At 68.5% G+C, this 25,298-nt stretch carries 22 protein-coding genes; 14 read left to right on the plus strand and 8 right to left on the minus strand.

From position 1 onward, the window contains the following. The first annotated feature begins 1 nt into the window (after position 1). From AB4Z01_RS11295 to AB4Z01_RS11315, 5 genes are read left to right on the plus strand one after another with little or no spacing between them, the layout of a single operon-like run. On the plus strand, positions 2-1,006 hold the full coding sequence (locus AB4Z01_RS11295) for an ABC transporter ATP-binding protein (RefSeq protein WP_441693481.1): 1,005 nt from the start codon (positions 2-4) through the stop codon (positions 1,004-1,006). Positions 1,007-1,058: 52 nt separating this feature from the next. Continuing rightward, a complete protein-coding gene (locus tag AB4Z01_RS11300; protein ID WP_441693483.1) occupies positions 1,059-2,021 on the plus strand; it encodes a mannonate dehydratase in 963 nt (320 codons plus the stop codon). A 14-nt stretch (positions 2,022-2,035) separates the two neighbouring features. Then, on the plus strand, positions 2,036-2,881 hold the full coding sequence (locus AB4Z01_RS11305) for an NAD-dependent epimerase/dehydratase family protein (protein ID WP_441693485.1): 846 nt from the start codon (positions 2,036-2,038) through the stop codon (positions 2,879-2,881). 9 nt (positions 2,882-2,890) lie between these two features. Further along, on the plus strand, positions 2,891-4,099 hold the full coding sequence (gene manD / locus AB4Z01_RS11310; RefSeq protein ID WP_441693486.1) for a D-mannonate dehydratase ManD: 1,209 nt from the start codon (positions 2,891-2,893) through the stop codon (positions 4,097-4,099). A 5-nt stretch (positions 4,100-4,104) separates the two neighbouring features. Beyond that, on the plus strand, positions 4,105-5,256 hold the full coding sequence (locus AB4Z01_RS11315; RefSeq protein ID WP_441693487.1) for a mandelate racemase/muconate lactonizing enzyme family protein: 1,152 nt from the start codon (positions 4,105-4,107) through the stop codon (positions 5,254-5,256). Positions 5,257-5,271: 15 nt separating this feature from the next. Here the strand turns inward: AB4Z01_RS11315 and AB4Z01_RS11320 are convergent, their stop codons facing one another. Genes AB4Z01_RS11320 through AB4Z01_RS11330 form a run of 3 tightly spaced genes read right to left on the minus strand, consistent with a single transcriptional unit; the run spans position 5,272 to position 9,516 of the window. Further along, entirely contained in the window at positions 5,272-6,891 is a 1,620-nt protein-coding gene (locus AB4Z01_RS11320; RefSeq protein WP_441693489.1) for a serine hydrolase domain-containing protein, read from the minus strand. A gap of 16 nt (positions 6,892-6,907) precedes the next feature. Further along, positions 6,908-8,371: a M81 family metallopeptidase gene (locus AB4Z01_RS11325; protein WP_441693491.1), complete on the minus strand. Its 1,464-nt coding sequence runs from the start codon at positions 8,369-8,371 to the stop codon at positions 6,908-6,910. Next, on the minus strand, positions 8,368-9,516 hold the full coding sequence (locus AB4Z01_RS11330) for an NAD(P)/FAD-dependent oxidoreductase (RefSeq protein WP_441693493.1): 1,149 nt from the start codon (positions 9,514-9,516) through the stop codon (positions 8,368-8,370). The genes AB4Z01_RS11325 and AB4Z01_RS11330 overlap by 4 nt, the downstream gene beginning before the upstream one ends. Before the next feature lie 141 nt (positions 9,517-9,657). On the opposite strand from AB4Z01_RS11330, the gene AB4Z01_RS11335 reads away from it, so the two are divergent. Beyond that, complete coding sequence (locus AB4Z01_RS11335; protein WP_441693495.1) at positions 9,658-10,269, plus strand: helix-turn-helix domain-containing protein; 612 nt, start codon at positions 9,658-9,660, stop codon at positions 10,267-10,269. A 54-nt stretch (positions 10,270-10,323) separates the two neighbouring features. Here AB4Z01_RS11335 and AB4Z01_RS11340 read toward each other — a convergent pair whose 3' ends face one another. Next, positions 10,324-11,130, minus strand: a complete 807-nt coding sequence (locus AB4Z01_RS11340; protein WP_441693497.1) for a M55 family metallopeptidase — start codon at positions 11,128-11,130, stop codon at positions 10,324-10,326. Between the two features lie 109 nt (positions 11,131-11,239). On the opposite strand from AB4Z01_RS11340, the gene AB4Z01_RS11345 reads away from it, so the two are divergent. From AB4Z01_RS11345 to AB4Z01_RS11375, 7 genes are all read left to right on the plus strand, one after another. Further along, complete coding sequence (locus tag AB4Z01_RS11345; RefSeq protein ID WP_441693499.1) at positions 11,240-12,163, plus strand: ABC transporter ATP-binding protein; 924 nt, start codon at positions 11,240-11,242, stop codon at positions 12,161-12,163. Further along, entirely contained in the window at positions 12,160-13,086 is a 927-nt protein-coding gene (locus tag AB4Z01_RS11350; RefSeq protein WP_441693501.1) for an ABC transporter ATP-binding protein, read from the plus strand. The genes AB4Z01_RS11345 and AB4Z01_RS11350 overlap by 4 nt, the downstream gene beginning before the upstream one ends. 170 nt (positions 13,087-13,256) lie before the next feature. After that, positions 13,257-15,188, plus strand: a complete 1,932-nt coding sequence (locus tag AB4Z01_RS11355; RefSeq protein WP_441693503.1) for an ABC transporter substrate-binding protein — start codon at positions 13,257-13,259, stop codon at positions 15,186-15,188. Between the two features lie 73 nt (positions 15,189-15,261). Next, entirely contained in the window at positions 15,262-16,299 is a 1,038-nt protein-coding gene (locus tag AB4Z01_RS11360) for an ABC transporter permease (protein ID WP_441693505.1), read from the plus strand. Next, positions 16,296-17,168 carry an ABC transporter permease gene (locus tag AB4Z01_RS11365; protein WP_441693507.1) on the plus strand — a complete coding sequence of 291 codons (873 nt, stop codon included), beginning with the start codon at positions 16,296-16,298 and terminating at the stop codon, positions 17,166-17,168. The genes AB4Z01_RS11360 and AB4Z01_RS11365 overlap by 4 nt, the downstream gene beginning before the upstream one ends. A gap of 14 nt (positions 17,169-17,182) precedes the next feature. Beyond that, positions 17,183-18,841, plus strand: a complete 1,659-nt coding sequence (locus AB4Z01_RS11370; RefSeq protein ID WP_441693509.1) for a serine hydrolase domain-containing protein — start codon at positions 17,183-17,185, stop codon at positions 18,839-18,841. 56 nt (positions 18,842-18,897) lie between these two features. Then, entirely contained in the window at positions 18,898-19,953 is a 1,056-nt protein-coding gene (locus tag AB4Z01_RS11375; protein WP_441693511.1) for an Ldh family oxidoreductase, read from the plus strand. Between the two features lie 12 nt (positions 19,954-19,965). Here the strand turns inward: AB4Z01_RS11375 and AB4Z01_RS11380 are convergent, their stop codons facing one another. Then, positions 19,966-21,462, minus strand: coding sequence for an FAD-dependent monooxygenase (locus AB4Z01_RS11380; protein ID WP_441693512.1), 1,497 nt, complete (start codon positions 21,460-21,462; stop codon positions 19,966-19,968). A 174-nt stretch (positions 21,463-21,636) separates the two neighbouring features. Beyond that, the gene (locus AB4Z01_RS11385; RefSeq protein WP_441693514.1) at positions 21,637-22,302 is read right to left on the minus strand and encodes an O-methyltransferase; all 666 of its coding nucleotides are present in this window, start codon (positions 22,300-22,302) and stop codon (positions 21,637-21,639) included. A 70-nt stretch (positions 22,303-22,372) separates the two neighbouring features. Here AB4Z01_RS11385 and AB4Z01_RS11390 point away from each other — a divergent pair, with 70 nt between their 5' ends. After that, the gene (locus AB4Z01_RS11390) at positions 22,373-23,020 is read left to right on the plus strand and encodes a TetR family transcriptional regulator (protein WP_441693516.1); all 648 of its coding nucleotides are present in this window, start codon (positions 22,373-22,375) and stop codon (positions 23,018-23,020) included. Positions 23,021-23,189: 169 nt separating this feature from the next. Here AB4Z01_RS11390 and AB4Z01_RS11395 read toward each other — a convergent pair whose 3' ends face one another. Together AB4Z01_RS11395 and AB4Z01_RS11400 are read right to left on the minus strand one after the other, a co-directional pair. Beyond that, positions 23,190-24,296, minus strand: a complete 1,107-nt coding sequence (locus AB4Z01_RS11395) for an autoinducer 2 ABC transporter substrate-binding protein (RefSeq protein ID WP_441693518.1) — start codon at positions 24,294-24,296, stop codon at positions 23,190-23,192. 55 nt (positions 24,297-24,351) lie between these two features. Next, the gene (locus AB4Z01_RS11400; protein ID WP_441693520.1) at positions 24,352-25,296 is read right to left on the minus strand and encodes an ABC transporter permease; all 945 of its coding nucleotides are present in this window, start codon (positions 25,294-25,296) and stop codon (positions 24,352-24,354) included. Between the last annotated feature and the right edge of the window lie 2 nt (positions 25,297-25,298).

Here is a 25,298-nt window from a genome sequence, read left to right on the forward strand (position 1 = left end):
GATGGCCGATCTGCTGCGGCTCGAGCACGTCTCGAAAACCTATACCCGCGGGCTGGTCAACGCGCAGACGACGACAGCACTCCGCGACATCTCCCTCACGTTGAAGGAGGACGAGCCGACCATCCTGACCGTGGCCGGGGAGAGCGGCAGCGGCAAGACCACGCTGGCCATGCTGCTGCTCGGCTTCATCGCGCCGTCGACCGGCCGGATCATCTATCGCGGCAAGGACGTCTCGACCCTGCGCGGCAAGGAGAAGATGGCCTATCGCCGCGAGGTCCAGGCGGTGTTCCAGGATCCCTTCGCCGTGTTCAACCCGTTCTACGCCGTCGACCATCTGCTGACCGTGCCGATCCGCAAGTTCCGCCTCGCGACATCGAAGGCGGAGGCCCGCAGCAAGATGGAGGAAGCGCTGACCGCCGTCGGGCTTCGCCCCGAGGACATCCTCGGGCGCTTCCCGCACCAGCTGTCCGGCGGCCAGCGCCAGCGCATCAACGTCGCCCGCGCCCTGCTGCTGAAGCCGCGGCTGCTGATCGCCGACGAGCCGGTGTCGATGGTCGACGCGTCGCTGCGCGCCACGATCCTGGAAACGCTGCGCAACCTGCAGCGCGACCACGGCGTGTCGATCATCTACGTGACCCACGACCTCACCACCGCCTATCACATCGCCAAGTCGATCATCGTGCTGTATCGCGGTGCAGTGATGGAGGCGGGGGATGTCGACCGGGTGATCAAGGACCCGCAGCACCCCTACACGCAACTGCTGGTGGATTCGATTCCCTGGCCCGATCTCGACCGGCGCTGGGGCGCCCAGCCGATCAAGGCGCGCGAGGCTGCAATCGGCACCGACGGATGCCGCTTCCGGCCCCGCTGCCCGAAGGCCATGGAGGCCTGCGGCGCGGAGCCGCCGCTGTTCCGGATCGGCGATCGCCAGACTGCCTCATGCTTCCTCTACGATCGGCAGCCGCAGGTCGCGCAGGAGCGGCTTTCGGAGCTGCTGCCCGCCTGACTTCGCCGACCATCACCTTTCACTGCCCAGCCTCTCCGGGATCCTCACGACCATGCTCGAAATCGCCGAATTCATCAGTCCCACGCCAACGCCCGTCTGGAAGCTGGCGAAGCAGGCCGGGGTGGACCTCGCCGTCGGCGGCCTGCCGCCCGACGACCTGCTGCAGGGCGAGGCGCCCTGGGATTTCGGGCCGCTGCAGCGCCTGAAGCAGCGCTACGAGGCCGCCGGCTTCACCCTGAAGGTGATCGAATCCCGCCCGCCGCTGAACCAGGCGAAGCGCGGCCTGCCGGGGCGCGACGAGGAGATCGCGACGGTCTGCACGCTGCTGCAGAACATGGGCCGGCTCGGCATCCCGGTCTGGTGCTACGAGTGGATGACCGATTTCAACTGGGTGCGCACCAACCTCGCGACGCCCTCACGCGGCGGCTCGGTGGTCACCAGCTTCAACATCGCCGACGTGCCCGCGGACCTGACCAGCAACCCGCCGATCGGCGAGGACGAGCTCTGGGTCAATCTCGACTATTTCCTGAAGAAGGTCCTGCCGGTCGCCGAGAAGGCCGGGGTGAAGATCTCGATGCACCCGGATGATCCGCCGCTGTCGCCGATCCGCGGCGTCGGCCGGATCATGCGCAGCATCGACAACTACCGGCGCCTGGTCGACAGCGTGCCGAGCCCGATGAACACGATCACGCTGTGCCAGGGCAACTTCACGCTGATGACCGACGACCTGCCCGGCGCCATCCGCTCCTTCGGCAAGGCGATCTCCTTCGTCCATTTCCGCGACGTGCAGGGCACGCCGGAAGCGTTCCGGGAGACCTGGCACGACGCCGGCAAGACCGACATGCTGGCCTGCATGCGCGCCTATCGCGACATCGGCTTCGACGGCGTGCTGCGCCCCGACCATGTGCCGACGGTGGAGGGCGACAGCAACGAGCAGGCCGGCTACTCCGCCTTCGGGCGGCTCTACGCCATCGGCTACATCCGCGGGCTGCATCAGTCCGTCTACGGCGCGTGAGCGGGGAGGGGACGATGGACACCGCAGAGACCATCCGGACCATCGCGCTGACCGGCGGCAGCGGCCGGATCGGCCGCGCCATCGCCGCGGCGGCGCTGCGCCGCGGCCACCGTGTGGTCAGCATCGACCGCGCCGCGCCGCCGGAGGCGCAGGAGAACATTCGCTTCGTCCAGGCCGATATCGGCGACTACGACGCGCTGGTCGACGCCTTCCGCGGCTGCGACGCCCTGATCCACATGGCGGCCATCCCGTCGCCGGGCCACCACCCCGACCACATCGTCCACAACAACAACGTCACCGGCAGCTACAACGCCCTGCGCGCCGCGGTCGAGGTCGGCATCACCCGGATCGTGCAGGCGTCGAGCGTCAACGCGATCGGCCTGTCCTTCAGCCGAGAGGCGCATTTCGACTACCTGCCGATCGACGAGGCGCATCCGAACTACACCGAGGAGCCGTATTCGCTGTCGAAATGGATCTGCGAGCAGCAGGCCGACACCTTCGCCCGCCGCTACAGCGACCTCCGCATCGCCAGCATGCGCTTCCATCTGGTGGTGGATGAGCGCGCCCAGGCCGGAGCCGTCTACGGCTTCGTGACCAGGGAGGCGTCGAAGCATCTCTGGGCCTACACGCTTTACGAGGCGGCGGCGCGGGCCTGCCTGCTGGCGCTCGACGCGCCGTTCACGGGCCATGAGGTGTTCTACATCACCGCGCCGGACACGGTGATGGATGTGCCGAGCCTGGAGCTGGCCGCCCGCTTCTTCCCGGACGTGCCGATCCGCGGCGACCTCGGCGGCAACCGCAGCTTCTTCTCGACGGCCAAGGCCGAGCGGCTGCTCGGCTGGCGCCACGATCCCGACTGAGGGGCTTCCATGAAGATCAAGGACGTCAAGGTCATCGTCTGCTCGCCGGGGCGGAACTTCGTCACCCTCAAGATCGTCACCGACGAAGGCCTGTACGGCATTGGCGACGGCACGGTGAACGGGCGCGAGCTCGCGGTGGTCAGCTATCTGCAGGACCATGTCGCGCCGCTGCTGATCGGGCGCGACCCGGCGCAGATCGAGGACATCTGGCAGTATCTCTACCGCGGCGCCTATTGGCGGCGCGGGCCGATCACCATGGCGGCGATCTCGGCCGTCGACATGGCGTTGTGGGACATCAAGGCCAAGGCGGCCAACATGCCGCTGTACCAGCTGCTCGGCGGCGCTTCGCGGCAGAAGGTGATGATCTATTCGCATGCCCAGGGCATGAGCATCGAGGAGACCGTCGACGCCGTCGGCAAGAAGCGCGACGAAGGCCATGTCGCGATCCGTGCCCAGGTCGGCATCCCAGGCCTGCCCGCGATCTACGGCACCGGCATGGGATCGAAGCAGGGCACCGGCCTGGCCGAGGCGCTGCCGCATGAGGAGGTGTGGTCGACCGCGAAATACATGGGCCACATCCCGAAGCTGTTCGCACGGCTGCGGGACGTCTATGGCGACGATCTGCACCTGCTGCACGACACGCATCACCGCCTGACGCCGATCGAGGCGGCGCGGCTGGGCAAGGACCTGGAGCCGTTCCGGCTGTTCTGGCTGGAGGACCCGGTGCCTGCCGAGCTGCAGGAGGGCTATCGCCTGATCCGCCAGCACACCACGACGCCGATCGCGCTGGGCGAGGTCTTCAATACGATCTGGGATGCGCGGCTGCTGATGGAGGAACAGCTGATCGACTATATCCGCGTCACCTCGGTCCATGCCGGCGGCGTGACCGGGCTGCGGCGGATCTTCGATTTCGCCTCGGTCTACCATATCCGCACCGCGTGCCACGGGCCGATGGATGTCTCGCCGGTGGCGATGGGCGCCAACGTGCATATCGACCTCTGGGTGCCGAATTTCGGCATCCAGGAATTCTCCGGCTACACCCCGCTGATGCATGAGGTCTTCCCGCATTCCTGGCAGCAGGAGGGCGGTTATCTCCATCCCGGCGAGGCGCCGGGCCATGGCGTCGACATCGACGAGGCGCTCGCGGCGAAACACCCCTATCAGCGCTCCTACCTGCCGGTGAACCGGCTGGAGGACGGCACGCTCTGGCACTGGTGACCGACATGAAGATCTCCGCCATTCGCGCCTACCCGGTCTGGGTCGGAACGCGCAACCAGTTGATCGTCAAGATCGAGACCGATGAAGGCCTGTCCGGATGGGGCGAAAGCGGCCTCTCCGGCCGCGAGAAGGCGGTGGTCGGCGCCATCGACCACTACCGCGAGTTCCTGATCGGCCGAGATCCGTTCCGGATCGGCGCGCTGTGGCAGGAGATGTATCGCAGCCAGTATTTCGAGGGTGGCCGCGTGCTGCAGGCGGCGATCTCGGCGATCGACATCGCGCTCTACGACATCCTCGGCAAGGCGCTCGGCGTGCCGGTCTACCAGCTGCTGGGTGGCAAGCAGCGCGACAGGATCCCGACCTTCGCCACCACCTCGGCCCCGCCGGGCGAGGCGATGATCGAGCAGGCGAGGGCGCTGATCGCGGCCGGCTGGACCGCGATGCGCCTGTCGCCCTCCGGCCACGGCGGTAGCACGGTCTACGAGCCGCGCGAGCACATCGCCACGACGGCGAAATGGTGCGTCAGGGCCCGCGAGGCGCTGGGCGACGATGTCGTGCTCGGCATCGACCTGCATCACCGGCTGTCGGTGGCGGAGGCGGCGAGCTTCTGCCAGAAGATGCCCTCCGGCACGCTCGATTTCCTGGAGGAGCCGATCCGCGACGAGACGCCGGAGGCCTATGAGGCGCTGCGGCGGATGGTCGACATACCCTTCGCGATCGGCGAGGAATTCGCCTCCAAATGGCAGTTCTTGCCGTACATCGAGCGCAACATCCACCAGTTCAACCGGGTCGACGTCTGCAATGTCGGCGGGCTGACCGAGGCGATGAAGGTCGCCGGGTGGAGCGAGGCGCATTACGTCGACATGATGCCGCACAACCCGCTCGGGCCGATCTGCACCGCGGCGACGGTGCATTTCGCCGCGGCGGTGCCGAACTTCTCCTGGCTCGAGACCCGGACCTCGGCGGCCGAGCAACTCGGCTTCGACAATGCCGATCTCTTCCCGGTGCAGCCGCGGATCGAGAACGCGCATTATCCGGTCACGGACGCGCCCGGCCTCGGCGTCGAGGTGAATGAGGAGCTGGTCAAGCAGCAGAGCTTCAAGTTCTGGGAAGCGCCGCATCTGAAGCGCAACGACGGGTCGGTGACGAATTGGTAGAGGAGCTCCCAGTCCTCAGGGCGCGCGGGCCAGCAGCAGATGCTTGGTGCGGTCGTCGTTCAGCACGATGCCGCCGGCCACGAGGCGGACCGTGAACTCCCAGCCGCCCGCCTCGATCGCCGCGGGCGGGGTATCGGCGAGAACCCTGCGCGACAGTGCCAGATGCAGGTCCGGGGCGCGGGCCTCCAGCGCCGATTCCCATACGCCGTGCGGGGTGCGCAGGCGCAACACCGTCTCGCCCTCCTCCTCGCCGATCTCGGCCACGAAGCCGGTGGCGGCGTCGGCGTAGCGGCCGGCCAGGCCGGGCCGGGCCGGCAGGGCGGTGTCGGACAGGCGGCGGAAGCGCCGCGGGCGGCCGAACCAGCTTGTGTCCATGTCGCCGTCGTCGCGCGGCGTGAACTCCAGCGGCACGATGCCTCGCTCCGGCACGAAGGTGCCGTCGCCGACCTGCTCGATCGGTATGCCGCCGTTGCCGTTGCTGATGAAGACCGGCTGCCCGTCCTTCATGGCCAAGCCGAACACGTCATCGCCGCCCTCGGCCCGGTACAGGCCGACCGCCCGCTTCAGCCGCTCGGTCGCCGCTTGCGTCCGCTGCGGCCCCACCTCCTCACCCTGCACCACGTCCAGGATCCGGCGGGCCAGGGAGAACGGGCCCATGTCGTCGGTGTTGCCGAGGATGACGATGCCGATCCCGGCCTCCGGGAAGCGCACCGATTCCGAGCGGCCGCCGGCGACGCCGCCACCATGGCCGATGCTGGCCAGGCCACGGTAGCGGCAGGTGACGAGGCCGAGGCCGTAGGGCGAGGGGAGGCCGTCGATCACCGCGCCGGGCGCCGACATCCGGGCGATCATCTCCGGCGTGCCGACCTTCGGCGCGTCGAGATTGGCCAGCCAGACCTTCATGTCCTCGAGGGTCGAGACCATGCCGCCTTCGCCGCCCAGCACCGTGCCCCATTGCGCCTTGTGCCAGCCGCCGTCCGACCCGCGGGTATGATGGTCCGCCAGCCGCGGCAGGATCTGCGAATCCCGGGGCATCAGCCGGGTGTCGCGCATGCCCAGCGGCCCAGTGATGCGCTCCTCCAGCAGCTGGTTGAAGGTCTTGCCCGAGACCTGCTCGATGATCTCCGACAGCAGGAAGAAGCCGGTGTTGCAGTAGATCAGGTCGGTGCCGGGCCGGAAGTTCACGCCGCGGTGCCCGCCGATGATCCGGCGCGCCCAGGCGCGGGTGGAGGGCGCCGAGATCGGCAGCCCGCCCAGGATCATGATCTCCAGGAAATCCCGCAAGCCTCCGACATTCGCGGCCAGGTGGCGCAGCGTCACCGTCTCCGGATATTCCGGCAGCCAGGGCAGGTGGCGGCGGACGTCGTCCTCCATCGACAACCTGCCCTCGGCCTCCAGCATCAGCGCCAGCAGCACGGTGAACTGCTTGGTCTGCGACCCGATGCGGATGACGGTGCGCTCGTCGATCGGCACGCCATGGGCAATGTCGGCCATGCCGTAGCAGCCGCGATGGATCTCGCGCCCGTGCAGGGTGACGCAGACCGCGGCGCCGGGCGATTCCGGCCCTGCCCAGCGCGCGAACAGCGCGTCGATCCGGGCGCCGAGGTCCGGGGGCAGGGGGCTGTCTTGGCTCATGGCGTCCTCCCGGATATCAGGCGAAGGGATTTTCCACGCGCGGCCAGAACGGCAGCCGGCGCTTGGTATAGGGGATATCACCGAAGCTGGGCGGGATCGCCCCCGGCGTGGTGACGTAGCGGATCTCGGCGGCGATCGGGGCAAAGCCGGCGTGGAAATGCTGGGTCGACTTCACCACCACGATCGCCTTGCGGGCCGGGTCGATACCGAAGGCGCTGAAGGCGTCGGGCGCGAAGGTCTGGCTGCGCAGGGTCACCAGCACCAGGTCGACCTCATTGGCCGCCTTCACCCAGACGCCGCGGCCCAGCGGCGACCAGTCCTCGCTCAGCCCGGTCTGGCGCAGCTCTGGCAGCACGCGCTTGACCGTGACCCGCAGGTCGACCGGGTCGCCCGAGGCCGGGCCGCATTTGCCGCCGATGCGCAGGTCGAAGACGGCACCCTCGCCGGCCTCCTCGCACAGCGCCACCGCCTGCGGGTCCCAGTAGCAGCCGCTGACCACGTCGCCGATGCCGCGGTCGACGATCCGGCGCAGGATGAAGGTGCTGTCGCCGGGCGCGCCGCCGCCGGCATTGTCGGCGACATCGGCCAGCACCACCGGGCCGCGCGGCGCCGCCAGCGCATGGTCCAGCGCCTCGTCCACCGTGTCGTGCGGCGTCGCCGTGGCGTGGCGCAGGTCCCAGATCTCCCGACTCAGATCCTCGGCCACCCGGCGGGCGCGGTCGCGGTCGCCGTCGGCCACCACCAGCATCCGGGCGCCGACATCCTCGACATCGCCCCAAGGGAAGCCGTGGCCGAAGGTGACCGACAGGATGCTGTCGCGCCCCTCCAGCGCCTGCATCCGGTCGACGAAGCCGCGCATCGGCTCGACCGGGGTGCGCCACATGCCGATCATGCGGCAATCGTGCAGCGCCATCACCGGCCGGATCTCGCCGCGCTGGGCGCGCAGGCACAGCTGGTACAGCTCGACCGCCCGCGGCTCCATGTCGGTGTGCGGGTATTCCTTGAAGCCGATGATCGCGGTACAGGCCTCCACCATCCGGTCGGTCAGGTGGCAATGCAGGTCCAGCTCCATGCCGACCGGCACATCCGGGCCGACGATGGCGCGCACCCGCTCGGCCGCGTCGCCCTCGCAATCGTCATAGCCGTCCGCCACCATCGCGCCGTGCATCAGCAGCAGCACGACGTCCACCGGACCAGCCTGCCGCAGATCCTCGAGGATGTCGTCGCGCAGGCTCTCGTACAGCGACCGGATGGTGCGACCGGCCGGCTGGGCGATGGCGGTGACGCTCTCGACCACCTCATGCCCGTCGCGATCGGCCAGCCGGCGCCAGGTCTTCTGGCAGATCGTCTCGGCCATGGTGTCGTCCAGGCTGGCGTCGCGCCGCCGATAGGTCTCCGGCGCATAGAAGCTGGCGGCGCCGGTCGGCAGCGGCGAGTAGGTGTTGGTCTCGGTGACCAGGGCGGCGATGAAGATCTTCACGGATGCGGCTCCGTCGGTTCGAGGCCGGCGCGGAACCGGCCGGGGGCGAGGACAGCGGTGGTGACGCCCAGCCGGGCGAGGTCCTCGGGCACCGGGTCGCCGCGCAGCAGCGCCGCCCCCAGCCGGGCCATGGCCGGCGCGGTCTGGAAGCCGTAGCCGCCCTGGCCGGCGCACCAGAAGAAGCCTGGCGCGTCGGGGTCGAAGCCCAGCACCGGCGTCTTGTCGGCGACGAAGCTGCGCAGCCCGGCCCAGCGATGGGTCAGGCGCCGGATCTGCAGCGTGGTCGCGGCCTCGATCCGGTCGACCGCGACGGCGACGTCGATCTCCTCCGGCTGCGCGTCGCAGGGTGGGCTCGGCGTCTCGTCGGCGGGGGAGCCCAGCAGCTTGCCGGCGTCCGGCTTGATGTAGAAGGTCTCGTCCAGGTCGACCACCATCGGCCAGCCGTCGACCGCATGGCCCGGCGCGTCGAACAGGAAGGCGGTGCGCCGCTTCGGCACCAGCCCGACCGGGGCGACCCCGGCCAGCGCCGCGATCGTATCGGCCCAGGACCCGGCGGCATTGACCACGACGCCGGCCTCGACCGCGCCAGCCGTGGTCTCGATCCTCCAGCCGCCGCCGGGCAGCGGCGCCAGCGCCGTGACCTCGGCCCCGGTGCGGACCTCGCCGCCGCGCCGGCGCAGGCCGCGCAGCGACCCCTGCAGCATTCCGTTGGTGTCGAGATCCAGCGCTTCCGGCTCGAACACCGCGCCGCCGACCCGGTGCAGCACCGGAAACCGGGACACGGTATCGGCGGCGCCGAGCTCGCGCACGCTCGGAACCAGGGCCGCCAGCGCCTCTGCCCGGCCGCGGATCGCCGCCTCCTGGCCCAGCCGGCCGACATGCATGGCGCCGCGTGGGCGGGTCAGGACAAAGCCGTCGAAATCCTCCGGCGGAGCCTGCAGGAAATCGCGGCTGCCGGTCGACAGGGCGCGCACCACGGCATTGCCATAGGTCTCGGAGAACAGGGCGGCGGAGCGGCCGCTGGAGTGATAGCCGGCCTGGCTCTCGCGCTCGAGCAGCAGCACCCGGCAGCCGTCCGCGACGGCCTGGGCCAGCGACGCGCCGGCGATGCCTCCCCCGATCACGGCGATGTCGACGACATCCATCCGGCAGCTCCCTATTTGGCCAAAGATTGTGAGGCGATAGTGTTTATGTCAAATAGTTTATCGTATCGGAAAATTCGTGGTTGTTGCGATAAGGCCTCACTCGACATAGGGTGATCGACCAACCATCGGCCGGGTCCGCGCATGTCGTCCAATCAGCCCAAGCTCGGGGAATGCCTGAAGGCGCTGCGGCGCCGGCACGGCTGGACGCTGCAGGACGTCAACCGGCGGACCGGGGTCGCGGTATCGACCCTGTCGAAGGTCGAGAACGACCAGATGTCGCTGACCTACGACAAGCTGCTGCAGATCAGCGAGGGGCTGGGCATCAACCTGGCCGAGCTGCTGGCGCCGCCGGCGGGATCGGGGGCGGCCCTGGCCCGGCGGTCGATCAGCCAGCCGGGCGAGGGGCTGCTGCAGATCACCCAGAACTACGACTACCTGTATCTCTGCACCGAGCTGCAGCGGAAGCGAATGGTGCCGGAGATCGGCCGGGTGAAGACCCGCGACATCGCCGAGTTCGGCCCACTGATCCGCCATTCGGGGGAGGAGTTCATCTACGTCCTGGAAGGGGCGATCGAGGTGCATACCGACCACTATTCTCCGGTGCGGCTGGAGAAGGGCGGCAGCATCTACATCGACAGCACCATGGGCCATGCCTACATCTCGGTGGGCGAGGGCGACGCCACGGTGCTGGCCGTCTGCTCCAGCCCCGATCCCGACCTGGAAGGAACGCTGCGCTCGCTGTTCACGATCTGACCCGTGCCCGGCCACGAGGCCGGGCACGCTGGGCTGCATCGTTGCCGTGGAGCTTCAGCCGAGCAGGAACATCAGGAATTTCGACATGTCGATGGCATCCTCCGCCTCGTAGCGGATGGTGTAGGTGTCGATCTGGGTGATGAAGCGCAGATAGGCCAGGTGCTCCACCTTCAGGCGGTCGCGGAAGCGGACCTCGAGTGCGAGGGGGCCCTTCAGCCGAAACGGTTTGGCCTCGCCGATTCGGGCGATCGACCGCTTCACCCCGGCCCGGACCGCCGCATGGGCCGCCGCGGGCATCAAGGTGCGGGCGGAGCGCGTGCCATATGCCCATTTCACCGTCGTCGTCTCGATGTCGCCGAGGATGTCGCGGATTTCCGCCGTCGCCACGTCGTCGCCCGAGGCATAGATCACCGGCACGCCGTAATGGCCGGCGATGGCGGCGTTCAGCCCGGCCTCGTTCAGCACCTGGCCGTTGACCCGCACCTCCTGGAAGGAGCCGCCGCTCAGCGTGTGCGCCAGCACGCCGGAGGGGTTGCTGCCGCCGGCGTGGTAGCCGATCAGCAGGGCGCCGGCGAACTCTCCGACCTCAATCCCCTGCATCATGGTCAGGGGCCGTGGCCAGCTGCGCACCAGCTGCACATTCTCCGGCAGCTTGTCGATCTTCAGGCTCTCGCCGTTGCCGTGGGAATCGCTGATCACGATCCCGGTCACCCCGGCCTCCTGCGCGGCCTCGCAGGCGGCGACCACGGTGTCGGTCATCCAGTCGCGCGCCCGGTCGTATTCGAAGCCTTCGGGGCTCGTATGGTCGCGGGTGACGACGCCGACGATGCCTTCGATGTCGGCGGAGATGTAGAGACGCATTGCTTCCTCCCGGCTTGTTCATTGGGGCTTGCGATCTAAGCCGATTGTTGCATACGGTACTTTTTAGCGGATAGGAAATTTTGTTCTTGCCCAGTATCGGAGCCCGCCCGTGAATGACGATCGCGTGCTTGAGGTCGAGAATCTCCAGGTGTCGTTCTCCCTCGGCCGGGGCGAGACCCTGCACGCCGTCAAGGGCATCTCGTTCCACATCAAGCGGGGCGAGACGCTGGCACTCGTCGGGGAATCGGGCAGCGGCAAGTCGGTCACCGCGATGACCATCATGCGGCTGGCCGAATATGACGGCGCCAGGCTGGTCGGCGGGTCGGTCCGCATGCGCCTGGCGGGGGGAGAGGTGGTCGACCTGGCCCGGCTGCCGCAGAAGCGGATGCAGAATGTGCGGGGATCCGACATCTCGATGGTGTTCCAGGACCCGATGGCCAGCCTGAACCCGGTGTTCAGCATCGGTTTCCAGATCGGCGAGGCGATCATGCGGCATCAGGGCAAGAGCGCGGCGGAGGCCCGTGCGATCGCGCTGAACGCGCTGAAGCTGGTGCGGGTGCCGGAGGCGGAGAAGCGGCTGGACCAGTATCCGCACCACCTGTCCGGCGGCATGCGCCAGCGGGTGATGATCGCCATGGCGCTGTGCTGCCGCCCGTCGCTGATGATCCTGGACGAGCCGACCACGGCCCTGGACGTCACCATCCAGGCCCAGATCCTGGACCTCGTGCGGGCGCTGCAGCGCGAGATCGGGATGTCCGTGCTGTTCATCACCCACGACATGGGCGTGGTGGCAGAGATGGCGGACCGCATCTGCGTCATGCTGAAGGGGGAAATCGTGGAAACCGGAACGGTCTACGAGGTGTTCGAGACGCCGCTGAACCCCTATACCCGCGCGCTGCTGGCCGCGGTGCCGCGCCTGGGCAGCATGGCCGACAAGGATGAGCCCGAACGCTTCCCGCTGGTCGAGACCAATGATGCCCCCGGCCTGGTCGAGGCCCGGGACACTGCGACCGTCGGGGCGATGCCGGCATGACCCGCGCCCCGCTCCTGGAGGTCGAGAAACTCACCACCCGCTTCGACCTGCGGTCGGGCATCTTCGGCAAGGTGACGGGCCGCGTCCATGCGGTCGAGAACGTGTCGTTCGAGATCTTTCCGGGTGAGACGCTGGCCCTGGTCGGGGAAAGCGGCTGCGGCAAGTCCACCATCGGCCGCAGCATCCTGCAACTGGACCGGCCGGTCTCCGGCTCGATCCGGTTCGAGGGCCGCGAGACGCTGGGGCAACCGGCGCGCGAGATCCAGGCGCTGCGCCGCCGGGTGCAGATGGTGTTCCAGGACCCCTTCAGCTCGCTGAACCCGCGCATGACCGTGGGGCAGGCGATCGCCGACCCGATGCTGGTCCATGGCGGCCTGTCCCGCGCCGAGGTGCGGACGCGCGTCGCCGAGCTGCTGCAGCGGGTGGGTCTGACGCCCGAGCATGCGCGGCGCCACCCGCACGCCTTCTCCGGCGGCCAGCGCCAGCGCATCTGCATCGCCCGGGCGCTGAGCACCCGGCCGAAGCTGGTGATCGCGGACGAGGCGGTGGCGTCGCTCGACGTCACCATCCAGGCCCAGGTCATCAACCTGCTGATGGACCTGCAGGCGGAAACCGGGATCTCCGTCCTGTTCATCTCGCACGACATGGCGGTGGTGGAGCGGATGGCCCATCGCGTGGCGGTGATGTATCTCGGCCAGATCGTCGAGATCGGGAGCCGGCGCGAGGTCTTCGGCAACCCCCGGCACAGCTACACCCGCAAGCTCCTGTCCTCCGTCCCGGTCGCCAATCCGCGGGAGCGGCCGGAGAACCGCCTGCTGATGGCGGACGAGATCCCGAGCGTGGTGCGGCCGCCCGATTTCGAGCCGGTGTTCCTGCCGATGCAGCAGGTGTCCGACCGGCATTTCGTGCGCGCGGAAGCCTGAGCGGTATGACCTGAGGTTATATTCCAATGCGCTAAAGGTTTTCCGAAAGACGGAAAATTGGGCGTATTCGGTATGGTTTAATCGTCAGGTGTAAGACACACTGCCGGTCAGATCGCCGTTCCCAGGCGACTCCATAAGGGCGAACGCCCGTCAAAACAGGAGGTTTCTCGATGAAGAGTTGGATCGGCCCCAGCCTTGGCATCGCCTTGCTGGCCCTGTCCGGCGCGGCGCAGGCCGAGCTGAAGAACCCCGGCACGCTGGTCTATCTGTGGACAGACGACATCCGCACGCTGGACCCAGCCTATATGGCCGACACCGCCAACACCTATGTGTCGATCAACACCTATATGCGGCTCTTGAACTACAAGGGCAGCGAGATCTCGGAATTCGTGCCGGCCCTGTCGACCGAGGTGCCGTCGCTGGAGAACGGGCTGATCAAGTCGGGCGCCGACGGATCCGTCACCTACAGCTTCCCGATCCGCAAGGGGGTCCACACCCACAAGGTCGGGGTGAAGGGCGCGGACGGCGCCATCGCCTGGAAGCTCTATGATGATCTGACCGATGCCGAGAAGGCGGCGATCGCCCCCGGCTATGGCGAGCTAACGGCCGAGGACGTGCAATATTCGCTGATGCGCGCCGTGCTGCAGGGCGACAGCTTCATGGCCAATGCGGTGACCGAGATGATCACCGCCGGCAAATACCCGGACATCGAGGCCTGGGCGAAGGACCTGGCGGGGGTCAAGACCTTCGACGAGGTGAACGAGGCCGGCCTGGCCAAGGTGCATGACGCTCTGGCGCAGAAGATCAAGGTCGACGGCGACAAGCTGGTGCTGGTGCTGGATGCGCCGTTCCCGGCCACGCTCGGCATCATGGCGTTGCCCTTCGCCACCTCGGTGATCGATCGCGAATGGGCGCGCGACCAGGGCGACTGGGACGGCGGTGCCGCCACCTGGAAGCCGTTCCACAAGCCCGAGATGGGCACCGACAAGCTGTTCCAGGTCGAGAACGGCAGCGGCCCCTTCATGGTCGAGGACTGGGACCGGTCCCAGAAGAAGGTCACCATGAAGCGGTTCAACGGCTACTGGCAGGGCCCGGCACAGCTGGAGCGCGTGGTGCTGCGGTCCGTGCCGGAATGGACCACCCGGCTGCTGCAGCTCGAGGCCGGCGACGCCGACGTGGTGCAGACCCCGGTTGAGTTCCTGGAAGAGGTGGGGTCCAAGCCCGGCATCAAGGTGGTCGAGGGCCTGCCCAAGGTGTTCGGCCGGTCGCTGTTCTACATGTGGCCGGTCAGCGCCGTGGACAATCCGGCGATCGGCAGCGGCAAGCTGGACGGCAAGGGCATCCCGCCCGACTTCTTCAGCGACATCGACGTGCGCCAGGGCTTCAACTACGCCCAGGACTACCAACTGCTGCTGGACGACGTGCATCTCGGCAAGACCGTGCAACTGCGCGGGCCCACGGTGCGCGGCATCATGGGCTACCGGCCCGACAGCCCGGTCTACACCTATGACCCGGAGAAGGCGGCGGAGCACTTCAAGAAGGCCTGGGGCGGCCAGCTCTGGGAGAACGGCTTCGAGATGACCGCCTACATGACCCAGGGGCGGACCGAGGCCCATGCGGCGCTGTCGGTGCTGCAGCAGAACCTCGCGCGCATCAATCCCAAGTTCAAGCTGAAGATCCAGGAGCTGCAGTCGGCCACCTTCGCCGACAAGATCTATGGCGGGGGCGATCCCAGCGCGCCGATGGCCTATATGGGCTGGGGGCCGGACTATTCCGATCCGGGCGGGCCACTGGGCGCCGCCACCTATTATCTGGCCAGCACCGGCCTGGTGGCGGGGATGAGCGGCAAGGGCTACCAGGAGCTGATGCGGGACAAGTTCGACCCGCTGCTGAAGCAGGCCTGGACCATGGTGGACCCGGCGGAGCGGGAGAAGATCTACGCCAAGCTGCAGGAGATGAGCTACGACTACGCCACCACCCAGTTCCTGTGGGAGGACTACGGCTTCATCGTCACCCGCGACTGGATCGACGGCTACGTCCACAACATGATCGTCTACGGGGCGTGGGACTTCTACCCGATCACCAAGAAGGAAAAGCAGTAATCGCCAAGCCGGGCAGGGTGCGCCGGGCCGGCGCTCCCGCCCGGTCCGTGCCCCCTGCCGCCCGGGACCTTCGATGCTGGCTTACACGATCCGACGCCTGTCCTTCATTCCGATCGTCTTCTTCGCGCTGACGCTGATGATCTTCGCGATGCAGATGATGCTGACGCCGACCCAGCGCATGCTGACCTATGTGCCCGGCCCGGACGCGCTCAAGGGCGGCGCCGCCCAGGTCGCGGCGCTGATCGAGAAATACGGGCTGAACGACCCGGCCCATGTGCAGTACGGCCGCTGGATCGGCAACATCCTGCAGGGCAATCTCGGCTGGTCGGAGACGGCGCGGATGCCGGTGGCCGAGGCGCTGGTCTCACTGTTCCCGGCGACGCTGGAGCTGGTGATCTTCGCTTTCGTGCCCGGCATCCTGGGCGCGATCTGGCTCGGCAGCCGGGCCGGTGTGCACCTGAACAAGCCGATCGACCACGGCATCCGCCTGTTCACCGTGCTCGGCTGGTCGTTCCCGATCTTCGTCTTCGGCCTGCTGATGCTGATGGTGTTCTATGGCTCGCTCGGCTGGTTTCCGCCGGGGCGGCTCAGCCAATGGGCGCTGGTCGAGGTCGGGGGCGACGGCTTCCGGCGGTGGACCGGGCTGAACACAATCGACGCGGTGCTGAACGGCAACCTGCCGATCTTCCTCGACGCGTTGCGCCACCTGGTGCTGCCGGTGGTGACCCTCAGCTATGTCAATCTGGCGTCCATGACCCGGGTCATGCGCACCTCGATGCTGGAATCGCTGCGCCAGGATTATGTCCGCACCGCCCGCGCCAAGGGCCTCAGCGAACGGGTGGTGCAGAGCCGGCACGCCCAGCGCAACGCCCTGCTTCCGGTGGTCACCGTCGCGGGGATGGAGGTGGCGGCGATGCTGGGCGGCGTCGTCATCACCGAGACGATCTTCGACTATCACGGCATCGGCCAGTTCGCCGCGAACGCAGCGGCCAACCTGGACTTTCCGGCCGTGCTGGGCTTCGCCCTGTATTTCGCGCTGGTGCTGGTGGTCCTCAACCTGATCGTGGACCTGCTGTACCCCCTGTTGGACCCGCGGGTGAGGCTGGCATGAGGATCGTCGCGTATCTGCTGCGCAACCCGCTGTCGCTGCTGGGTATCCTGGTCCTGATCGGCTTTGTCGCCGTTGCCGCGCTGGCCCCGGTGATCGCGCCGCCGGAGCCATACCAGACCTCGCCCTACGAGATTCCGCGCAGCGGCTTCCGCGCCACGCCGCAGCCGCCCTCGGCCCGCGCTCTGCTGGGCACCACCGAGGGGCAGTTCGACATCTATTACGGCCTGGTCTGGGGCACCCGCACCGCCTTCAAGATCGGTCTCGGCGTCGTCCTGATCTCGACGCTGATCGGCGGCGTGGTGGGGGCGGTGTCGGCCTTCTATGGCGGCATGGTGGACGAGGTGCTGATGCGCGTCGTCGACGTCTTCCTGGCGGTGCCGTTCCTGATCGCGGCGATGGTGCTGACCACGCTGCTGGGCAAGGGCATCGGGCCGATGACGATCGCGCTGACCGCCTTCGGCTGGATGAACTACGCCCGCGTCATCCGCAGCGAGATCCTGCGGGTGAAGGAGCTGGACTACGTCAAGGCCGCGCGGTCCTACGGCACGCGCGACGTCCGGCTGCTGCTGCGGCACATCCTGCCGAACGCGTTCTTCCCGGTGCTGGTGCTGGCCACGATGATGACGGGGTCGATGGTGCTGACCGCCTCGGCGCTCAGCTTCCTCGGCGTCGGTGTCGAGCCGGGCTATGCCGATTGGGGCCAGCTCATCAGCTATTCCCGCAACTGGATCGTCGGCCGCGGCGACAGCCCGTTCCGCTACTGGTACACGCTGGCCTTCCCCGGGGCCGCGATCTTCCTGTTCGTGCTGTCCTGGAGCCTGCTGGGCGACGCGCTGCGCGACATCCTCGACCCCCGCCTCCGGACCTGAGAGGGAACCACCGAATGGACGTCCACAGCCTGGCCGCCGGCCTGGAGGAAGCCATCGCGCATGAGGTCGGGGACAAGGCGATCCCGTCGATCTCCTACGCCGTGGTCGACCGCGACGGCCTGCTGGCCACCGGGCATGTGGCGCGGCCGGATCTCGGCCACCAGCTCGACGACCGGTCGCTGTTCCGGATCGGGTCGCTGACCAAGATGTTCACGGCGATCGGCATCATGCAGCTGGCCGAGAAGGGGTTGCTAGACATCGACGCCGACGTGTCCGCCTACATCCCCGATTTCCGCCCGGTGAACCCGTTCGCCGGGCGTGAAAGCGGCCCGTACGGCGCCCAGGTGTCGCTGCGCAAGCTGATGAGCCACACCTCCGGCCTGGTGCGCGAGCCGAAGGATGGCCACTACCTGGACGACCGGCGGCCGGGCTTGGCGGTGACGGTCGAGGGGCTGAAGACTTCGGTGCTGAAGGAGGATCCCAGCGCCGGGATCGTGCACTACTCCAACGCCGCCATCGCCGTTGTGGGCGCGGTGCTGGAGCGGGTCAGCGGCATGGGTTATGCCGACTACGTCGCCCTCCACATCTTCCAGCCGCTGGGCATGGCCGAGAGCAGCGCCGACCTGGCGCCGGAGTTGCGGGCCCGGCTGGCCCCGGCCTCGATGTGGGATGTCGACCGCGACTTCCCGACGCCGGTGTTCGACCTGGGCGGGTCGCCGGCCGGCGCCATCGTCTCGACCGCGCCCGACATGGCGAAGTTCGCGACCTGCATGCTGCGCGGCGGCTTCGCCCCGGACGGGCGATCGGTGGTGTCGCCCGCCGGCCTGAGGCAGATGTGGACGGTGATAGGCCGGCCGGCGGCCGGCCACAGCAGCAGCAAGGGCTATGGCCTCGGCTTCAGCGTCGGCGATCTCGACGGCTGGACCTGGATCGGCCATGGCGGCGCGGTCTACGGTTATGCCACCCAGCTGCTGGCGCTGCCCCAGGCCGGGCTGGCAGCGCTGATCTTCAGCACCCTCGATTTCACCAACCAGATCGGCACCCGGCTGGCAGGGCGGGCGCTGCGGCTGGCCCTGGCATCCCGCCAGATGGGCCGGGTCCCGGCGCCGCCGGCGAAGCACCCGCCGCTGACCGCGGCCCATCTGGCGGCGATGCCGGGCCTCTACCAGGCCGCGGACGGCAGCGAGAGCGTGGAGTTGCGGGCCAAGGACGGCCGGCTGTACCTGATGGGCGAGGGCGTGCCGCTGGAGCTGAAATGGCGCGGCGGCGACGCCTTCACCATCGACGGCCGGATCTATGGGGAAGAGGCGGATTATCCGCATCTCGACCTGACCTTCAGCGCCGACGGCGTGCTCGGCTGGAAGGGCAAGGACTGGACCCGGCGCAACACCGTGCATTCCGATGCGCCGGCCGAGCTGGCGCCGCATCTCGGAATCTACGGCCCGGACTTCAACCCGACGCATCTGTTCTACGCCGACGGCCGCCTGAAATGCCTGATCGAGTATTTCTGTACCCATGACTGCGAGCAACTGCCGGACGGCAGCTGGCGCATGCACGGAATCCTGTACGAGGGCGAGACGCTGGAGCTCGCTGCCCGGGACGAGGAGGGCCGCATCGGGATCCGCGTCGGACCGATGTTCCTGGTGCGGCACGCGGACGGAACGGCCAGATGACGGCCGCCGCGCTATAATGCCCGGCAAAAGCAAGGCAACAGCGCGGGGAGGATGTCATGCGGCGGATCGGGGTCGGGCCCTTGACCGAGGTGGTGGAGCGGATCTTCGCCGCGGGCGGTTGCGGGGCGGAGGAGGCAGGGCGCATCGCCCGCCATCTCGTCGACAGCAACCTGTGCGGCCATGACTCGCACGGTGTGGTCCGCACCAAACGTTACATCGATTTCCTGCGGGCCGGCACGGTCGTGCCCGGCCGCAGCGCCGATCTGGTCTTCGACGGCGGCAGCCTGCTGGTCGTCGACGGGCAGTTCGGCTTCGGCCAGACCATCGGCGAGCAGGCCACCGACCTGCTGGCCGAGCGCGCCAAGGCGCATGGCATCGCGCTGATTACCATCCGCCGGTCCGGCCATCTCGGCCGGCTGGGTGACTGGGCCGAGCGGCTGGCCGGGCACGGCCTGGTGTCGCTGCATTTCCTCAACACCACCGGCCTCGGGCTGATGGTGACGCCGTTCGGCGGCAGCGACCGGCGGCTGTCGCCGAGCCCGATGGCGGTCTGCGTGCCGGTCGAGAGCCGCGACCCGATCCTGCTCGACATCACCACCGCCATGACCGCGGAGGGCAAGCTGCTGGTGGCGAAGAACAAGGGCGAGACCGTTGGGCCTGGCATCATCGTCGACAAGGCCGGGCAGCCGACCATCGATCCGGCCGATTTCTACGCCGGCGGCGCGATCCTGCCCTTCGGCGGCCACCGTGGCGCCGGGCTGAACATCCTGACCGACATCCTGTCCGGCGCGCTGTCGGGCGGCGGCTGCACCGCCCCCGGCGTCACGGTGCTGGAGAACACCATGACCAGCATCGCGATCGACGTCGGCCGGCTGCCGGACCGCGCCGCCTATACGGCGGAGATCCTGCGTTTCTGCGATTGGGTGAAGGGATCGCCGCCGGCCGATCCGGCGGCACCGGTGCTGCTGCCGGGCGAGGTCGAGGCCGCGACCCGCCGGCGCCGCGCTGCCAAAGGCATCCCGATCGACGATGCGACCTGGGGCGACATCCGGGCGGCTGCGGCATCCGTCGGCCTGCCGGAGGCCGAGATCGAGGCGATGGTGCCGGCTTAGCCCGAAACGGCTTCACGGCCCGATCTCCGCGGCGATCGCCGCCAGATAGCGTTCCGCCGGGACTTGCCAGTCCGGGCCGGCGACCAGTCCGACATAGCCGTCGGGCCGGATCAGCCAAAGCCCGTCCTCCGACGGCGCCGGACGCGCCCGCGTGTCGACGAGGTCGGGAAATATCGCCGAGAGCAGGGCGGCAGCATCGCCAGGCCCCGCCACGGCGAAGCGCGGTGCCGCGCCGGACCCGATCGGATCGCCCGCCACCGGCAGCCAGCGCTCGCCCGCCGCCGGCAGCGCGTGGCCGTGCGGCGCCTGGGTCGTCGTGACCGACAGGAGGCTGTCGGGATAGGCGATCTCGAGCTCGGTCAGCGTGTCCGACATCCTGCGCTGCACCTGCGACAGGCCGAGCACGATCCGGGCCGCGGCGTTGCGCACCGCCTGCGCCACCGGGTTGCGCAGGATCGCGACATCGGTCATCCGCCCGGCGGTGCGCAGCACGCGGTCGCCGACGGCGCTGCGCTCGACCGAATAGCTGTCGAGCAGCGACGCGCGGGCCGCGCCCTTCGCCACCAGGGCCAGCTTCCAGGCCAGGTTGAACGCGTCCTGCATGCCGGTGTTCATGCCCTGGCCGCCCGCCGGGCTGTGGATGTGCGCGGCGTCGCCGGCGAGAAAGACGCGGCCGGCAGAGTAGTCCCTGACCTTGCGCTCGTTGATCCGGAACGAGGACAGCCAGATCGGGTCACGCAACCGCACGCCGCCCGGGCCGCGCTGGTCGACCAGGGCCTGCACCTCCGCCAGAGTCGGGCTGGGACGCTGTTCCCTGCCGTCCGCGGGGCCAAGATCGGCGACCACGCGATACCGGTCGCCGCCGATCGGGAAGAAGGCCAGGATGCCGTCCCGGTGCCAGAAGATGTCCAGCTTGTCCGGCACACCGAGGCCGTCGAGCCGCATATCGGCCAGCACCCAGTCGCTCGGCTGGGTAGAGCCGGCGAAGTCGAAGCCCAGCCCGTGGCGCACGGCCGAATGCGCGCCGTCGCAGCCGATCAGCCAGTCGGCCGCCACGGTCTCCTCGCGGCCGGCGGCGTCGCGCAGGGTCGCCGTGATGCCGTCCGCACGGGCCTCGAAGCGCAGCAGCTCGACCTGGCGCTCGACCCGGCATCCCAATTCCTCCAGCCGGGTCTCCAGCAGCCGCTCCGTCTCGTTCTGCGGGATCATCAGCGCAAACGGATACGGACTCTCGATCTGGTCGAAGCCGACCTCGCCGATGGTCTGCCGCCCGTTCGAGATCCGGACGCCACGCGCCTTGATGCCCGCGGCGAGAAAGCGGTCGACGCCGCCGGCGCGCTCGAGCAGCTCCAGCGAGCGGCTCCACAGCACCAGCGCCTTCGACTTGTCGGTCCGCGTGGCGGCCTTGTCGACGATGCGCACGGGAATGCCGTAACGGGTCAGCTCGGCCGCCAGCGTCAGCCCGACCGGTCCGGCACCGACGATCAGCACCCCGACAGGATTCGCCATGGTCCCCTCCCGCTCGCCCAAGCGGCGCGGCGCCAGCCGTCGCGACGATGGCGTATCGAAGGGATTTCAGCGGGTCGCGACCCGGCAGGCAAGCCCGTTCTCGCCACGATGCATCGGCCTGGATCGACGCTGTTCGGCGGTCGCGGACCAGCCGCCGGGCCGATCGGATCGGCCTCAGCCGATCCGCATCGACAGCTCGACATCCTCGCCGAACGGCGCCGACAGGTAGCCGCTCGCGGGCGAACGCACCCGCGCCAGGTAGTCGGGGCTGTAGTCGGCGTTGTCGGCGACGATGAAGGCGCCCGGCCTCAGGCGGCTCTCCACCAGGCTCAGGATCTCGGGATAGAGCGCCTTGGCGCCGTCCAGCAGCAGCAGGTCGATCGTGTCGGGGAGGTCGGGGCGCAGCGTCTGCAGGGCGTCGCCCACCCGGATCTCCACCAGGTCGGCGAGACCACCGGCCGTCAGGTTCGCCCGAGCCCGCGCCACCTTGGACGGCTCGAACTCGCTGGTGATCAGGCGGCCGCCGCCATTGTCGCGCAATGCCGCGGCGAGGTGCAGGGTCGAGATGCCGAACGAGGTCCCGAACTCGACGATCACCCGCGCGCCGCAGCCGCGCGCCAGCATGTACAGCAACACGCCGGTCTCGCGCGAGACGGGGAGGGGAAAGTCCTTCAGGCGCCCGTAGAACTCGAGATAGTCGGTCTTGCTCCGCATCAGGCGCGCTCGCTCCTCGGAGGAGACGTCGGCGAAGTCGGGGCTCGTCGCTGGCGACGCCGCGTCGGCCTCGTCGAACAGGCGCTCCAGCAGGGGGGCGAGCGGGGTGGTGGTCAGGGTGGTCATACCGGTCTCCGGTCGGGTTTGCTTGTGCCGGACCAGAAATACGACTAATTCGTCAGGTTCCCTATTCGCGTTGCCCCGGCCCGCCATGACCGATCGTCGAAACGCCCGGATTTCCTTGCGAAAACAGCCCCAGCAGGCTCGTTCGGCCGATCTCGTCGCCGCGATCCTGGAGGCTGCTGTTCAGGTTTTGGCGAAGGAAGGCGCGCAGCGCTTCACCACGGCGCGAGTCGCCGAGAAGGCGGGAGTCAGCGTCGGGTCGATCTATCAGTACTTCCCGAACAAGGCGGCGATCCTGTTCCGGCTGCAGAGCGACGAATGGCGGCAGACCACCGATCTGCTGCGTGCCATCCTCGAGGACCGCCGATCACCGCCGCCGGAGCGGCTGCGCACCCTGGTCCACGTCTTCCTCCGTTCGGAATGCGAGGAGGCGGCGATGCGCATGGCGCTCGCCGATGCGGCTCCCCTCTATCGTGATGCGCCGGAGGCGCGGGAGGTGAAGAAGTCGGGGCACCGCACCGTCGAGATCTTCATGCGGGAGGCGCTGCCCGAGGCCTCAGACGCGACGCGTGCGCTCGCGGGCGACCTGATCACGGCGACGCTCAGCGCGGTGGGGAAGCAGTTCTCGGAAACGCCCCGGACTCCGGCGGAGGTCGAGGCCTATGCCGACGCCATGGCCGACATGGTCTGCGCCTATCTCACTGGCCTCGGGAAGGGTTGAGACGAGCAGGTTCGTGATCGGACTCGTCCCTCTCTCCTAGGAAAGAACCGTCATTGCGAGGAGGCGAAGCCGACAAAGCAATCCATGCCGCAGCTCTTGCTGCCCTGGATTGCTTCCCCCGGCTCAAGGCCGGGGTCGCAATGACGATCTTTTCATGGCCTCGTTGGGCTCAGAAGTCGAACTTGTCGATGTTCTCCTTGGTGAAGACGAAGGGCGCTCCGAGCAGGATCTCGCTGCCGTTGACGACCTGCAGGTCGCCGAGCTTGCCGGCCTTCACCGAGGTCGCGCCCGGCTTGAGCGTGCCGTCGGCCGCAGCCCGCAGCACGTACATGGCGGCATAGCCGAGATCGACCGGGTTCCACAGCACCACCGACTTGACGCAGTCCTTCGCCACATAGGGCTTCATGGCGTTGGGCGTTGCCAGGCCGATCACGGCGATCTGGCCGCATTTGCCGGCCTGGGTGACCGCCTCGGCTGAGGCCGGGGTTGCTACGCTGGTCATGCCGACGATGCCCTTGAGTTCGTCGCCATGCTTGTTGATCAGCGTCGTCGCCTGGTTGAACGACAGGATGTTGTCCTCCTGCGCCTCGACCGTCTCCAGCCATTTCAGCTTCGGATGGCACTTCTCGGCATAGGCCGCCATCTCGGCGATCCAGCGCGCCTGGTTCGGCGTGGTGAAGGTCGAGGTGACGATGGCGAAGGAGCCTTCCTCGCCGATCTCCTTCGCCAGGTTGTCGATCAGCGACTTGGCGATGCCGTTGAATTCCGCCTGGTTGACGAACCACTGGCGGGCATCCGGCGTCGAATTGGCGTCGTAGCCGACGACGTTGATGCCCTTGGACAGCGCCTTCTTCAGCACCGGCGCGATGGCCACGGGGTCATTGGCGGCGAACAGGATGCCGTCGACGCCGCTGGTGATGGTGTTGTCGATGAAGGTGATCTGCTCGTCGATATTGGCCTTGGTCGGGCCGTCCGTCTTGGCGCTGACGTTGCCGAGCTCCTTGGCCGCGTCGGCGATGCCCTTCGACGTCGCATTGAAATAGCCGATGCCGATCAGCTTCGGAATGTCGACCACGGTGAGCTTCTTGCCGGCGCGGTCCGGCGCGCCGGTCGGGGTGCCGCCATCATAGGGCTTCGCCGCCGCCGCGGCGGCCGTCCCGTCGCAGGCCAGCGGGCTGGTCGGCAAATCGTCGCCGCCCGTCCAGCCCGAATCCGCCCGCGCCGCACCGGCGGCAAGCAGTACGCCGAACGCCAGGGCCCAAGTCGTCCGCCTCATGTCCATCTCCTCCACTGTTTGCGGGCCGGAATCCGGCGAGGCCCGCGTTTCTTGATCAGCCGTCGCCGTCGCGGCGGAACAGGTTGCCGATGAGAATGGCGAGGATCAGCACCACGCCGATCACGACGATGGTGCCGTCGCCCTTCACCCCGGCCAGGGACAGGCCGTTCTTGATGGCCTGCATCAGGATCAGGCCCAGCACGGTGCCGATGATCGTGCCGCGCCCGCCGAAGATGCTGGTGCCGCCGAGGACGACGGCGGTGATGACGTCGAGCTCCAGCCCCGTGCCCATGTCCGAGCGCGTGGTCGACACGCGCGACACGAAGACCACGGCGGCGAGCCCCGCCATCAGCCCCGAGCCGGTGTAGATCAAGAGCTTGGTGCGGTCGACGCCGATGCCCGAGAAGCGCGCGGCGGTCTCGTTGGCGCCGACCGAATAGGTCGACCGGCCGAAGGTGGTGAGGCCGAGGATTACCGCGGCGGCCACCGTGACGACCAGCAGGATCCAGAGCTGCGAGGGCACGCCCAGCGCCTCGCCCTGGCCGAGGCCGAAGAACCAGTCCGGATAGCCGCGCACCGATCGCGCCTGGCTGATGCCCTCGGCTAGGCCGCGATAGAGGGCGAGGGTGGCCAGGGTGGCGATCAGCGGCGGCACCCGGAAGCGGGTGATGATCAGGCCGTTGACCAGCCCCGCCACGGCGCCGACCACCAGCGCCAGGGCCATCGCGGCGGGCAGCGGCAGGCCGAGGGTCTTCCAGAACACGCCGAGCAGGATGGCGCACAGCCCGAGGATCGATCCGACCGACAGGTCGATGCCGCCGGTGACGATGACGAAGGTCATGGCCAGCGCCACCAGCCCGACCTCGGCCATCAGCCGGCCCTGGTTCAGCAGGTTGTCGATGGTGAAGAAGCGGTCGGACTGGGTGGCCAGAAGGGCGAGGGCGATCGCGACCAGGATGGCGAGGATCGTCTCGTGCCGGAGGAGGAAACGCAGCGACACCG

It is taken from the genome of Inquilinus sp. YAF38 (assembly GCF_052113205.1).
Classification (GTDB): Bacteria; Pseudomonadota; Alphaproteobacteria; order DSM-16000; family Inquilinaceae; genus Inquilinus.

Bases quoted from the DNA above. Each gene is read 5' to 3' on its own strand.
- AB4Z01_RS11300 (WP_441693483.1), top strand. From the start codon at position 1,059: ATGCTCGAAATCGCCGAATTCATCAGTCCCACGCCAACGCCCGTCTGG.
- AB4Z01_RS11340 (WP_441693497.1), bottom strand. From the start codon at position 11,130: ATGCGTCTCTACATCTCCGCCGACATCGAAGGCATCGTCGGCGTCGTC.
- AB4Z01_RS11365 (WP_441693507.1), top strand. From the start codon at position 16,296: ATGAGGATCGTCGCGTATCTGCTGCGCAACCCGCTGTCGCTGCTGGGT.
- AB4Z01_RS11370 (WP_441693509.1), top strand. From the start codon at position 17,183: ATGGACGTCCACAGCCTGGCCGCCGGCCTGGAGGAAGCCATCGCGCAT.
- AB4Z01_RS11295 (WP_441693481.1), top strand. From the start codon at position 2: ATGGCCGATCTGCTGCGGCTCGAGCACGTCTCGAAAACCTATACCCGC.
- AB4Z01_RS11385 (WP_441693514.1), bottom strand. From the start codon at position 22,302: ATGACCACCCTGACCACCACCCCGCTCGCCCCCCTGCTGGAGCGCCTG.
- AB4Z01_RS11375 (WP_441693511.1), top strand. From the start codon at position 18,898: ATGCGGCGGATCGGGGTCGGGCCCTTGACCGAGGTGGTGGAGCGGATC.
- AB4Z01_RS11380 (WP_441693512.1), bottom strand. From the start codon at position 21,462: ATGGCGAATCCTGTCGGGGTGCTGATCGTCGGTGCCGGACCGGTCGGG.
- AB4Z01_RS11335 (WP_441693495.1), top strand. From the start codon at position 9,658: ATGTCGTCCAATCAGCCCAAGCTCGGGGAATGCCTGAAGGCGCTGCGG.
- AB4Z01_RS11320 (WP_441693489.1), bottom strand. From the start codon at position 6,891: ATGAGCCAAGACAGCCCCCTGCCCCCGGACCTCGGCGCCCGGATCGAC.
- AB4Z01_RS11305 (WP_441693485.1), top strand. From the start codon at position 2,036: ATGGACACCGCAGAGACCATCCGGACCATCGCGCTGACCGGCGGCAGC.
- AB4Z01_RS11360 (WP_441693505.1), top strand. From the start codon at position 15,262: ATGCTGGCTTACACGATCCGACGCCTGTCCTTCATTCCGATCGTCTTC.
- AB4Z01_RS11350 (WP_441693501.1), top strand. From the start codon at position 12,160: ATGACCCGCGCCCCGCTCCTGGAGGTCGAGAAACTCACCACCCGCTTC.
- manD (WP_441693486.1), top strand. From the start codon at position 2,891: ATGAAGATCAAGGACGTCAAGGTCATCGTCTGCTCGCCGGGGCGGAAC.
- AB4Z01_RS11330 (WP_441693493.1), bottom strand. From the start codon at position 9,516: ATGGATGTCGTCGACATCGCCGTGATCGGGGGAGGCATCGCCGGCGCG.
- AB4Z01_RS11395 (WP_441693518.1), bottom strand. From the start codon at position 24,296: ATGAGGCGGACGACTTGGGCCCTGGCGTTCGGCGTACTGCTTGCCGCC.
- AB4Z01_RS11315 (WP_441693487.1), top strand. From the start codon at position 4,105: ATGAAGATCTCCGCCATTCGCGCCTACCCGGTCTGGGTCGGAACGCGC.
- AB4Z01_RS11355 (WP_441693503.1), top strand. From the start codon at position 13,257: ATGAAGAGTTGGATCGGCCCCAGCCTTGGCATCGCCTTGCTGGCCCTG.